13 protein-coding genes are annotated in these 11,752 nt (G+C 70.0%); 9 read left to right on the top strand and 4 right to left on the bottom strand.

All coding sequences use genetic code 11. From position 1 onward, the window contains the following. The first annotated feature begins 39 nt into the window (after nt 1-39). The 4 genes from JJ683_RS15560 to ccsB all read left to right on the top strand — a co-directional run bounded on the left by JJ683_RS15560 (nt 40) and on the right by ccsB (nt 4,279). Nucleotides 40-615 (top strand): TlpA disulfide reductase family protein, encoded by a 576-nt coding sequence (locus JJ683_RS15560; RefSeq protein ID WP_200175464.1) that lies wholly within the window; start codon nt 40-42, stop codon nt 613-615. Further along, nucleotides 612-1,436 carry a cytochrome c biogenesis CcdA family protein gene (locus JJ683_RS15555; RefSeq protein ID WP_200175455.1) on the top strand — a complete coding sequence of 275 codons (825 nt, stop codon included), beginning with the start codon at nt 612-614 and terminating at the stop codon, nt 1,434-1,436. The genes JJ683_RS15560 and JJ683_RS15555 overlap by 4 nt, the downstream gene beginning before the upstream one ends. 215 nt (nt 1,437-1,651) lie before the next feature. Further along, nucleotides 1,652-3,259 carry a cytochrome c biogenesis protein ResB gene (gene resB, locus JJ683_RS15550; protein WP_200175463.1) on the top strand — a complete coding sequence of 536 codons (1,608 nt, stop codon included), beginning with the start codon at nt 1,652-1,654 and terminating at the stop codon, nt 3,257-3,259. A 3-nt stretch (nt 3,260-3,262) separates the two neighbouring features. Continuing rightward, nucleotides 3,263-4,279: a c-type cytochrome biogenesis protein CcsB gene (gene ccsB, locus JJ683_RS15545; RefSeq protein ID WP_200175454.1), complete on the top strand. Its 1,017-nt coding sequence runs from the start codon at nt 3,263-3,265 to the stop codon at nt 4,277-4,279. A gap of 76 nt (nt 4,280-4,355) precedes the next feature. On the opposite strand, the gene JJ683_RS15540 is transcribed toward ccsB, so the two are convergent. Next, the gene (locus JJ683_RS15540) at nt 4,356-4,520 is read right to left on the bottom strand and encodes a hypothetical protein (RefSeq protein ID WP_200175453.1); all 165 of its coding nucleotides are present in this window, start codon (nt 4,518-4,520) and stop codon (nt 4,356-4,358) included. 167 nt (nt 4,521-4,687) lie between these two features. Here JJ683_RS15540 and JJ683_RS15535 point away from each other — a divergent pair, with 167 nt between their 5' ends. Both JJ683_RS15535 and cds1 read left to right on the top strand, forming a co-directional pair. Then, nucleotides 4,688-5,035, top strand: coding sequence for a DUF4229 domain-containing protein (locus JJ683_RS15535; protein WP_307810971.1), 348 nt, complete (start codon nt 4,688-4,690; stop codon nt 5,033-5,035). Next, nucleotides 5,032-6,144, top strand: a complete 1,113-nt coding sequence (cds1, locus tag JJ683_RS15530; protein ID WP_200175451.1) for an L-cysteine desulfhydrase Cds1 — start codon at nt 5,032-5,034, stop codon at nt 6,142-6,144. Before JJ683_RS15535 ends, cds1 begins: the two co-directional genes overlap by 4 nt. Here the strand turns inward: cds1 and JJ683_RS15525 are convergent. Then, nucleotides 6,072-7,337 (bottom strand): acyltransferase family protein, encoded by a 1,266-nt coding sequence (locus tag JJ683_RS15525; RefSeq protein ID WP_307810970.1) that lies wholly within the window; start codon nt 7,335-7,337, stop codon nt 6,072-6,074. The genes cds1 and JJ683_RS15525 overlap by 73 nt on opposite strands. A gap of 38 nt (nt 7,338-7,375) precedes the next feature. Continuing rightward, nucleotides 7,376-9,277, bottom strand: coding sequence for a hypothetical protein (locus JJ683_RS15520; protein WP_200175461.1), 1,902 nt, complete (start codon nt 9,275-9,277; stop codon nt 7,376-7,378). A 100-nt stretch (nt 9,278-9,377) separates the two neighbouring features. Here JJ683_RS15520 and JJ683_RS15515 point away from each other — a divergent pair, with 100 nt between their 5' ends. From JJ683_RS15515 to JJ683_RS15505, 3 genes are all read left to right on the top strand, one after another. Beyond that, entirely contained in the window at nt 9,378-9,647 is a 270-nt protein-coding gene (locus tag JJ683_RS15515; RefSeq protein ID WP_242474767.1) for a helix-turn-helix domain-containing protein, read from the top strand. A gap of 67 nt (nt 9,648-9,714) precedes the next feature. Continuing rightward, nucleotides 9,715-10,428 (top strand): Clp protease N-terminal domain-containing protein, encoded by a 714-nt coding sequence (locus JJ683_RS15510; protein ID WP_200175450.1) that lies wholly within the window; start codon nt 9,715-9,717, stop codon nt 10,426-10,428. A 37-nt stretch (nt 10,429-10,465) separates the two neighbouring features. Continuing rightward, nucleotides 10,466-10,849 (top strand): phage holin family protein, encoded by a 384-nt coding sequence (locus JJ683_RS15505; protein ID WP_200175449.1) that lies wholly within the window; start codon nt 10,466-10,468, stop codon nt 10,847-10,849. A 14-nt stretch (nt 10,850-10,863) separates the two neighbouring features. On the opposite strand, the gene JJ683_RS15500 is transcribed toward JJ683_RS15505, so the two are convergent. Then, on the bottom strand, nt 10,864-11,733 hold the full coding sequence (locus tag JJ683_RS15500) for a 1,4-dihydroxy-2-naphthoate polyprenyltransferase (protein ID WP_200175448.1): 870 nt from the start codon (nt 11,731-11,733) through the stop codon (nt 10,864-10,866). Between the last annotated feature and the right edge of the window lie 19 nt (nt 11,734-11,752).

Here is an 11,752-nt window from a genome sequence, read left to right as displayed (position 1 = left end):
CGGCTGCGGCGCCGGCCGACCGCTGCCGCGGCGGCGACGATGCTCGCGGCCGCGGTGCTGGTGCTCGCCGGATGCTCCACGGGGTCGGACGCGGTGGCGCAGGGCGGGTCGTTCCAGTTCGTCTCCCCGGGTGGCCAGACGGAGATCTTCTACGATCCCCCCTCCGCGCGCGGCACGATCGGCGACATCTCCGGGCCGTCGCTGATGGAGGACGACGCCACCATCAGCCTGGACGACTACGCGGGCAAGGTGGTCGTGCTCAACGTGTGGGGCCAATGGTGCGGTCCGTGCCGCGCCGAGGTGCCCGCGCTGGAGTCCGTGTACGAGGCGACGCGCGACCAGGGTGTGCAGTTCCTCGGCATCGACGTGCGCGACTACAACAAGGACAAGGCGCAGCACTTCTTCCGCACCAACGAAGTGAGCTACCCGTCGATCTATGATCCGCCCATGCGCACGCTGGGCGCGCTCGGTAACTTCCCCGCCAACGTCGTGCCCTCGACGCTGATTCTCGACCGTGGGCACCGGGTGGCGGCGGTGTTCCTCAAGGCGCTCACCGCGGAGGAGCTGCAACCCGTGGTGGAACGGATCGCGGCGGAACAGCCGGCGGCACCATGACCGGCCCACTGCTCCTCGCCGCGGGCGTCGAGGACAACGCCTTCTACACCGCGGCGTCCAGCGGCCCGCTCCTGCTGGCGCTGGCCGCCTGCGTGCTGGCCGGGCTGGTGTCGTTCGCGTCGCCGTGCGTCGTGCCGCTGGTGCCCGGATACCTGTCCTACCTGGCGGGCGTCGCGGGGGCGGAGGCGCCGGCGGTGACGGTGGACGAGGCGCGATCGAGCACGCGCAGGGCCGGCCGGATGCGCGTCGCGGGCGCGGCGGCCATGTTCGTCACGGGCTTCACCGTGGTGTTCGTGCTGCTCACCGCGACCGTCTTCGGCGCGATCACCGTGCTCGGCGAGAACAGGCAGCTGATCGAACGCATCGGCGGCGTCGTCACCATCGCGATGGGGCTGGTGTTCCTCGGGTTCTTCCCGCTGCTGCAGCGGGATACGCGGCACGTGCCGACGCGGCTGACCTCGCTGGTGGGCGCGCCGCTGCTGGGGGCTGTCTTCGCCCTGGGCTGGACGCCGTGCCTGGGACCCACGCTCACCGGAGTGATATCGGTGGCGGCGGGCACGGAGGGCACCACCGCGGTGCGCGGCGTGGTGCTCATCGTCGCCTACTGCATCGGACTCGGGCTGCCGTTCGTCGTGCTGGCGTTCGGCTCGGCGGCCGCGTTGCGCGGCGTGGGCTTCCTGCGCCGCCACGCGCGCGCCATCCAGATCTTCGGCGGGATCATGATGATCGCAGTCGGCGTCGCACTGGTGACGGGCATGTGGGGCGAGTTCGTCGGGTGGATCCAGGCCGCGTTCGTCTCCGATACGGTCCTGCCGATCTGAGGGGCGTTGGTGCAGCGAATACGAACCCGCCCCGCAGGGGCGGCCATGTATGAAGGAGGACCAGCGGTGAGGGAGTTGCAGTGAGCACGTCAACGCAGCCGCAGCCGCAGCCCCAGACTCCGCCGCGGGAGCGACCGCGGCGGCCCGGCGGCGGGCGCGGCCCGCTGCGCCGCGTGTTCGCGATCGTGCGCAACCTGTGGCGATCGCTGACGAGCATGCGCACCGCCCTGGTGCTCCTGTTCCTGCTTGCGCTGGCCGCGATTCCCGGGGCGCTGGTCCCGCAGCGCAGCCTGAACGCGCAGAAGGTCGACGAGTACATCGCCGACCACGAAATCATCGGCCCGCTGTTCGACAAGCTCGAGGTCTACAACGTCTTCGGCAGCTTCTGGTTCACGGCCATCTACGTGTTGCTGTTCATCTCGCTGGTCGGGTGCATCACTCCCCGTGTCGGCGCCCACGCGAAGGCACTGCGCACTGCGCCGGTGCGCGCCCCGCGGCGGTTGTCCCGCCTGCCTCATCACGCGTCGGGGGAGGTCGCCGGCGACGTGGACGAAGCGGCGGCCACCGTTCGTGGAATGCTGCGCGGCTGGCGGACCGAGACCCGTGAGGAGACGCGGGGCGGCGTACGGGCGGTGACGGTGTCCGCGGAGCGCGGCTACCTCCGCGAGGTCGGCAACCTGATCTTCCACCTCTCCCTCGTGGGCCTGCTCGTCGCCATCGCGATGGGCAAGATCTACGGCTACGAGGGGAACCGGATCGTCATCGCCGACAGCGGCCAGTACGGCTTCTGCAACACCACCCCGGCCGCCTACGACTCGTTCCGGGCGGGGCTCGACATCGATGGCACGGGGCTTTCCGGGTTCTGCATCCGCGTCGACGACTTCACCGCCGACTACCTCCCCAACGGCCAGGCGGAGATGTTCACCTCGAACATCCAGTACCAGACCGAGGCGCAGGTGGCCGCCGGCTCCGAAGAATGGCAGGACTACCGGCTCCAGGTGAATGAGCCGCTGCGGGTCGACGGCGACCGCGTCTATCTGCAGGGGCACGGGTTCGCGCCCACATTCACCGTCACCTTCCCGGGCGGCGAGTCCAACACGCAGACGTTGCAGTTCGCCCCGGAGGACGCCACCACGTTCCTCAGCGCGGGCGCGATGACGTTCGACCCGCCGGCCGGGATGTATGCGGGCCCCGACGAGGCACGGCAGAACCAGATCGCGATCCAGGGGCTGTTCGCCCCCACGGCGCGCTTCACCGGTGAAAACGGCACATTGATGACGTCGGTCAACGCGGAGATGCTCAACCCGGCCGTCGCCATCGACGTGTTCAAGGGCGACACCGGCATCAACAGCGGGCTGTCCACGTCGATCTTCAGGCTCAACCAGTCGATGATCGACCAGGGGCGGCTGGTCAAGAAGGACCGCGTCAACCTCATGCCCGGCGAGTCGACGACCCTCGACGACGGGACCGTCATCCGCTTCGACGGCGCGGAAGAGTTCATCAACGTCCAGGTGTCGCACGACCCTGCACAGACGTGGGTGCTCGTGTTCGCCGTGACGATGATCGGTGGATTGCTGGTGTCGCTGCTGATCAAGCGGCGGCGCGTGTGGGCGCGCATGTCGCCCGCGCTGGATGCGGCGGCGGCCGGTGATGGACCCGAACCGCCGCTGCGACGTACTGTAGTAGAGCTTGGCGGTCTTGCCCGGACCGATCACGCAGGCTGGGGCGGCGAATTCACCCGGCTGTCCGAGCGGCTCTTCGCCGAGCACTCGGGTGGTAACGGCGGCACAGCGCGCGCAGCAGCGGAAGGGACGCAGGAGTAGAGGATGCCCGTCAACGAGAATCTTGCACAGTACAGCGACTTCGCATTCAAGTCCGCATTCGTCATATATGTACTGGCCGTGTTGCTGATCATGGCCTCGTATGCGTCGATGCGTACCAAGGCCGTCACGGCGAAGGACCGTGCACGTGAACTGGTGGGCGTCGCCGCGGGGGAGGGTGAACCCGCGCCGGCGGGGACGGACGGCGGCACCGGTGCAGATCCGGATGAGCCCTCGGGGGTGAAAGGAGCGGCCCGCCCGCTCCAGGAACGCCTGGCGAATATGGGCTTCTCGCTGACGGTCCTGGGGGTTCTGCTGCACCTGGCGAGCATGGTGTTGCGCGGGTTCGCGACCGAACGCATGCCGCTGGGCAACATGTACGAGTTCGTATCGATGGCCTGCCTCGTCGGCGCCGCCGTCGCCGTGTGCACGCTGCGTGCGCAGAGCAAGCGGCCGTTGCTGGCCTTCGTGCTGGTACCGGTCGTCATCCTGATGTTCGTCGCGGGCACGGTGCTCTACGCCACGGCCGCACCCGTGGTGCCGGCCCTGCAGTCCTACTGGTTGCCGATCCACGTGACGATCATCTGTATCGGCAGCGGCATCTTCCTCGTTTCCGGCGTTGCCAGCATGCTGTTCCTGTTCCGCATCCGGTTCCCCAAGGGCGAAGAGGCCGACACCCGCGCGGGGCGTTTCGCAGCCAAACTGCCGGACGCGCAATACCTGGACCGGCTGGCCTACAAGACCGTGGTCTTCGGGTTCCCGATCTTCGGCATCGGCGTCATCTGCGGGGCCATCTGGGCCGAGGCCGCGTGGGGCAGGTTCTGGGGGTGGGACCCCAAGGAGACCGTCTCGTTCATCGCGTGGATCGTCTACGCCGCATACCTGCACGCGCGCGCCACTGCCGGCTGGCGGGACACGAAGGCCGCGTGGATCAACGTCGCCGGGTTCGTGGCGATGCTGTTCAACCTGTTCATCATCAACATGGTCGTCTCGGGCCTGCACTCGTACGCCGGGCTGACCTGACGCCGCAGCATACGACGGGAGCGGGGCCGCGGCCACGCTCCCGTCGTTGAAAGTCTTCCTCTGTCCGTCGCCCCGGTCAGTCTTCCCGGTCGGAAGGATCGGGGCGGACGTTGAGGCCGCGGAGGAACTCGGGGTCGTCGTCGGGGGCGGGACCGCGGCGCGGGGTGAAGTCGGGGGCGAACGCTCGCCATCCCAGGACCACCAGCGTCGCGAGACCGATCGCGGCCAGCACGTAGATCACGTCCGACTCCCTCCTTGTTGCGCCCGTTCCGGCATGACCATGAGCGTATCGGGGCGGCGGCACCGCCGCCATAACGTCGGTCACCGGCGGCGGGGTGCGAGCCGCCGGGGTCACAATCGCCACCGCCGTCGCCGGGCCGGGTGCGCGGGGCAGGTAGCCTGGGGCGTGTGAGTGACGATGTGAACCGCGTCCGCGGCACCGGCGAGGCCCGGGCAGCGGAAACCCAGCCGTCGGCGAAGAAGAGCCTGGCCAAGAACCTCGTGTTCTACACGCTCGCGCGGCTGGCGCTGTTCGCTGCACTCACCGCGATCATCATGGTCGTCGGGAGCGTCGCGGTGGACGAGTTTCCGCTGCTGCTGGCGATGGTCCTCGCACTACTCGTGTCGCTGCCGTTGTCGATGGTGCTGTTCAAGTCGATGCGGATGGCGGTCAACAAGGACATCGCCGCCGTCGACGCGACCCGCAGGGCGCACCGGGAGAACCTCGAGGCGAAGCTCCGCGGCGAGGTCGAGTGAGCGCCTCCCATACCGTCGTGGCCGAACGCGCCTGGTGCGACAACGCGGTCCGGCTCATCGGCGCGGACGCGCGCCGCAGCTCCGATACGCACCTGCTGCGCTACCCGCTGGCCGTCTCCTGGGCGGGGGCGACGGCGGAGCGCGGCGGTATCCAGCTGTACCTCAAGGACGAGTCCACCCACATCACGGGCAGCCTCAAGCACAGGCTGGCGCGGTCGCTGTTCCTGCATGCGCTCTGCAACGGGTGGATCGGACCGGAGACGACGGTGATCGAGGCGTCGTCGGGTTCGACCGCAGTGAGCGAGGCGTACTTCGCCAAGCTGCTGGGGCTCGACTTCGTGGCGGTCATCCCGCGTAGCACCAGCACCGCCAAGATCGGCCTGATCGAGAGTGCGGGCGGGCGGTGCCACTTCGTGGCCGATCCGGGCGCGATCTACGACGAGTCGCGGCGGCTGGCGGCCGAGACCGGCGGCCACTACCTGGACCAGTTCACCAACGCGGAACGGGCCACGGACTGGCGCGGCAACAACAACATCGCGGAATCGATCTTCGAGCAGATGTCCGATGAGGACAACCCGATCCCGGCCTGGGTGGTGGTGGGCGCGGGGACCGGCGGTACCAGTGCGACGATCGGGCGGTTCATCCGGTACCGGCGGCACGCCACACGGCTGTGCGTCGTCGACCCGGAGGGGTCGGTGTTCCACGACGCCTGGCGTACCGGCGACCGCACGGTGACCGCCGCGCGCGGGTCGCGGATCGAGGGCATCGGCCGGCCGCGGGTGGAGCCGTCGTTCATCCCGTCCGTGGTGGACGAGATGATCCGGGTCCCCGACGCCGGGTCGATCGCCGCGGCGCGCCACGGATCCGCTGTCATGGGGCGCCGGCTGGGCGGGTCCACCGGAACCAACTTGTGGGGAGCGTTCGAGCTGATCTCCCGCATGGCCGACGAGGGCAGCTCGGGCAGCGTCGTCACGCTCCTGTGCGACGGCGGCGAGCGCTACGCCGACACCTATTACGACGATGGTTGGGTCGCAGGTCAGGGCCTCGGGCTCTCCGATGCGGAGGCGGTGCTCGACGAGTTCTCCGCCACGGGCCGCTGGCGGGGCTGACCGGGGGCGTGCGGGCCTGCGGATCCGGCGGCCGGCGCGTCATCGTGCGGTGCTGAACGGCGCGCGCCGCGCGGCTGTGTGAGGCGCGCCAGCAGCCAGGCGAGCGGAATCGTGACCACCACCGTCGCCTCGGCGAGCACGGAGACGGAGCCGTGGAAAGGGCGGTACCCGAGCGCGTCCATCAGCAGCTCCATCACCAGCAGATGGAGCAGGTAGAACTCGTAGGAGATCCCGCCGAGCCACACCACCGGCCGCCACGCGAGAGCACGCGCGAACAGGGTGGGGCGCGCGCATCCGCGGGCCAGCGTCAGCGGCGCCAGAACGCCCAGCGTACACGCGGTGTACAGGAGGTTCTTGGCGATCGACTCGCCGGTACCCACGGGCATGATCGTGCCCTCTCCGGCGATCGGGGTGCAGGCGACGGCGAACGTGGCCGCGGAGACCGCGAGGCACGCGGCGGTGAACAGACGCGGGCGCCGGGGGAACCCGCGGCGCCGCAGGGCGGGCTCCGCCACCGCGAGCATCATCCCTGCGGCGAACCAGATGAGGAAGCTCGGCAGCCACAGCTGCGCCGTGAGATCCACCCGCGCCGCGGCGAGGCCCGGAAGCCGGTAGAACAGATCCGTGTGGGTGGCCCAGATCCACAGTGGTGAAAGGGCGGCGACGGCGGCGAGGGCCAGCAGTGCCCGCGCCGTCCCGCCCCTGCTCCGCAGCGCTCGCGCCACGGCCAGTCCGATCAGCGGCAGTACGAGGTAGAAGCTCACCTCCACGGCGATGCTCCACAGCTGGGTCAGGGAATCGTGGAGGTGCCCGTAGCCGTAGATCTGGGTGAACGTCATGTTGCGCAGGAACCCGTCCCATCCGCGCCCGAACGGGCCGGAATCGCGCAGCAGGTAAACGGCGTATACGAGGACGACGACGGCCCAGTAGGCCGGGAGGATCCGCCGCGCCCGGGCGCGCAGGTACCGGATGAGGGAGGGGCCCTTCGCCGCGGTGGCACCGGCGAGTCCGGTGCGTACCCACGGACGGATCAGCAGGTAGCCGGACAGCGCGAAGAAGAACGGCACGCTCACCTCGAGCCGTGCCCCGAAGCGGCCGAACGCGTCGTCGGTGTAATTGCCGGTCCAGAAGAAGGCGTGGGACACGAGCACCATCAGGCACGCGACGGCGCGCAGCCCCGTCAGCGCCGCCACGCGGTGGCGGGACCCCGGTGCGGACGTGGCGGGACGGTTCACTGGTGCGGCCGGGGGCCATCGGTTCCGGCAGCCGCGCGGGACCCGCCGTCCGGGGGCTGCGCGGGGACCACGGAACCGAACGGGCCGCCGCCGAAGCACAGGTTCAGATCGGGGGTCACGGCGGATACGTCGACGGCCGCGCCGCCGCCAGTCAGGCGCACGTACGCCGTGCCGAGACCGCTCTGGACCGGCACGGTGACGGGCGTTCCGCCGGGCATCGAGACCTCGATCATCCCGTCGCGGTTGCTCAGATAGTTGAGCTGTGCCGTCCACACCCAGGGGATCACGGGCTGGGACAGCGCGATGGCACCGTCGATCCCGGGTGCCACGGCGACGGATTCCCCGGTGACGCGCGTTCCGCAGCCGGGTGCCAGGCCTTCGGTGAGCGCGCGGATCCAGGAGACCTCGGCCGGGACCAGGTGTCCGTCGTCGTCGAGCATGGTCAGCGAGGGGGTGGAGTCGGCGAACTCGGGTCGTTCGCGCAGCGGGCCGAACACGGCGCTGGATTGGTTGTAGGGTGCCGCGACCGGCAGCAGCACCCAGATCGACACTTGCTGCGACAGCAACGGCACGTCCTGGTGCGCGGCGAGCGCCGCCGTGGCGTTGTGGACGTAGTCCACCGTGGGGTTGTCCCGCCACCGTTGCTCGAAGGTGAAGGTGGACCACAGGCTGCCGGCGAGGAAGACCGCGGCGACCACCGCGGTGATCGCCGGCCGCGTTCGCACGGACAGGATCGGCCGGAACGCGGGGTGCGTGGCGCGGCGGGGGGACTGATCGATGACGGCGAGCGCGATGGCGACGATCACAGAGGTGTCCGCGACGTAGCGGAGCGTCTGGGCGATCTCGACCGCGGTGCCTTCGCCGCCGCGGGTGAGGACCATCGCGAGCTGCGATAGCAGCGCGTAGGCGGCCACGGCGGGCCACACCCATCCGATGCGCCGTCGGCGCAGGTGGTTGCCGACGATGACCGCGGCGATGAAGAGCCACGCGCCGACCACCAGCACGACGGGCGGTGTGGCCCAGGGCGGGCTCGGCGGCCAGCGGTCCCAGCTCCACGGGCCGCCGAACAGCGCCGGAAGCAATCCGAGCGAGGTTCCGTGGTGCAGCAACGCGGCCGCGTCGTCGAGATGATCGGTGCGCAGCGGCGCCTCGACATGGGAGAGGTAGACCGTCGCCCATCCGACGAGGATCATCACGGCGCCGGCCCACAGGGACGCGCACGCGCGCACGGTGGAGCGGATCGGTCGGCGGTCGCCGGCCGAGTGCGCCAGTAGCGCCACTGCGACGAACGCGACGAACGGGATGACCACCGACTTCTCGTAGAAGGCGAGAGAGACGACAAGGATGCCGGCCCCCGCTACGGCGTGCCGGATGCGCCCCGTCCGGTACAGCAGGATCGCCTCGGCCGTCACCAGGGCCAGCCCCGCCTGCAGGGGGAGTTGGTTGAGTCCGTTCGCCCACCAGGCGAACGACGGCAGGGTGAGGGGCGAGAACAGGTAGAGCGCCAGCGGAATGAGCAGCGTGGGCCGGCCGCCGAGGATCACGCGGAGGACGCGGAGGACGGCCAGAGACGCCAGGGCCTGCAGCACGACGAGGCTGATCGCAGGGAGGGCCCAGTGCAACGGGGCGAGCTTGGTGAGGATCCCCGCTACGAGGAACGCGCCGGGCATGAGGTGCCCGTCGTGGTCGTAGAGCAGGAAGTCGGCGGACAGCAACGGATGCTCGCCGGCGCGCGCGACGAGGATCAGATCGTCCCAATAGAAGTAGCCGCGGGCGGCCACGACGCCGCGGACCACCAGCTGAACGACGATGAGCGCCAGCGCGGCCACGAGCACACGTCTGCCGGTGAAGGCGCGGTGCGCGTCCGCGCGCGGCGCGGGTGGTCGTTCGGTGGCGATGGTCACGACCCGTCACGATAGTGGACCGAGCGTCGCGTCAATGGATGTTGACAGTGTTGAAATGTCAATATAGGTTGACGTCATGGATGTGGAATCGACGATGCGCGGAGTCACCGGAGGCGGGGCGGACGACGGAGCGGCGCCGGACGAGACGGCCGCGCTGGTGCGTGGCGCCGCCGCGGCGGATCCGGCCATCGGGCTCGTGGCGGTGCGTGCACTACGGAGGCTCACCGAGAGGCTCGAGACCCTGCAGGTCGATGCAGCGCGACGTCAGGGCTGGTCCTGGCAGGCGATAGCCGACCTGCTTCAGGTCAGCCGCCAGGCGGTGCACCAGAAGCACGGCCGGCGCACCCGAGACCCACGTCATTGAGGGCCCCACTTCATTGCGGGCTCCGCAGGCGGCAGGCCACGGCACGGATCAGGTTACGGAGGATCAGATGTTCGAAAAATTTGCGCGCGACGCGCGCCGTACGGTGATAGTCGCGCAGGAAGAGGCGCTCATGCTGCGCAGCGCCCAGCTCGATCCGCGGCACTTCCTGCTCGCGATCCTGCTCGCGGGGGAACCGCCCGTGCGGCAGGCTCTCGAGGCTGCCGGATTCACCGCGGAGCAGGTGCGCGAGGACATTCGCTCGGGCGGCGGCCGCCCGGAGGATTCCGCGGGGCCGGGGCGGCCGGGGGCGGTGCTCGACGCCGAGGATGTGCAGGCGCTCCGGTCGATCGGCATCGACCTCGACGCCGTGCGGGAGAGCATCGAGGCGCAGTTCGGCCCCGACGCTCTGTCGGACGAGCCCCTTTCCGACGAGACCCCGTCCGACAGGGCCGTGCCGGACCCGGCGGAGGGGAGGAGGCGTGGGCCGGCGGGCACGGAAGGGGAGTGCGGTCATGGTCGCGGCGATGCGCGCGGTCGCCGGGGCAGGGGCCGGCGGGGCGGACGGTTCGGCAGGGTCCGCCTGGATTCCGACGCGAAGAAGACCCTCCACGCGGGCCTGGCGCACGCCGCACGTGCACACGCGGGGGAGATCACCAGTGCGCACATCCTGCTGGGGGTGCTGTCGGGTGCGTCGGGGCCGACGAAACGGCTCGTCGAGTCCCGCACGTCGCCGGAAGACCTCGCCGCGAGGGTGCGGGACGTCATGGACTCCGCCGCGTGACGGTGGCGGGTGGCCGTGACGATGGCACGATGGTCGGATGATCAGCTTCGGAGTACGCCTCGTCAGCAACGCGGTCGCCATCTGGGTGGCCACCTACTTGTTGGCCGGGATCTCTCTCGACACGGACCAGCACGACACCGGGGCGACCATCCTGGTGTTCCTCGGGGTGGCCTTGGTCTTCACGGTGGTCAACCTGATCATCAAGCCGGTCGTCATGGTGCTGTCGCTGCCGCTGCTGATCCTCACCCTGGGGATCTTCTATTTCGTGGTGAACGCGCTGATGCTCATGTTCACCGCGTGGCTCTCGCAGGAGTTCGGCTGGGGCTTCGAGGTCGGCGGCTTCGGTACCGCGTTGCTGGGCGCCATCGTGATCTCGATCGTCAACATGATCCTGTCGGTGCTGGTCCCCGATCGGCGGTGATGCGGGGCGCGGGGCTATGCCAGCCCGAGCGCGAGGCCGGTGGCGACCGACCAGGCGAGCATCGCCAGCCCGGTATCGCGCAGCGCGGGGATGAGCGCCATTCCGTCGGCGCCGGTGCGCACCGGCGCGGCGGCGCGTGCGGCGAGAGGCAGGGCGATCAGGGCGACGAGAGCCCACGGACTGCGGAACGCGAGCGCAATGGCGGCGGCGAAGGGCACGGCCATGAGGCCCATGAAGAGCACGCGCGTCCGGGCGTCGCCCAATGTGACGGCGAGTGTCGTCTTGCCGGTTTCGGCGTCGGAGTCGATGTCGCGGAGGTTGTTGGTGACCAGCACGGCACTCGAAAAGCAGCCCACCGCGACCGCGCAGGCGATTCCCGCCCAGTCGATCCGGCCGGCCTGGACGAACTGGGTGCCGAGCACCGCGACCAGGCCGAAGAAGACGAACACCGCGATCTCGCCGAATCCGGCGTATCCGTAAGGCTTGGAGCCGCCGGTGTAGTACCAGGCGCCGAGCACGCACAGGATGCCGATGAGGATCAGCCACCACGCGCTGACGAGCGACAGCGCGACGCCCGCGACCCCCGCGACGCCGAAGCATCCGAACGCGGCGAGCTTCACGGCCTCGGGGCGGGCTGCGCCGGAGCCGACGAGACGCATGGGACCGACGCGCTCGTCATCTGTGCCGCGGATACCGTCGGAGTAGTCGTTCGCGAAGTTGACGCCGATGATCAGTGCGACCGCGACGACGAGGGCCAACAGTGCCTTCCACCACACGAATCCGTCGATGGAGGCGGCCGCCCCGGTGCCGGCGAAGACGGGCGCGACGGCGTTGGGCAGTGTCTTGGGGCGTGCGCCCTCGGTCCAGTCGGCGATGGTGGCCATGGTGTGGAGTCTTTCAGCA

The sequence above is a fragment of the Tomitella cavernea genome (assembly GCF_016599145.1).
GTDB classification, from domain to species: Bacteria; Actinomycetota; Actinomycetes; order Mycobacteriales; family Mycobacteriaceae; genus Tomitella; species Tomitella cavernae.
The sequence above is the reverse complement of the archived record's forward strand: the minus strand, read 5'-3'. Positions and strand labels throughout refer to the sequence as shown.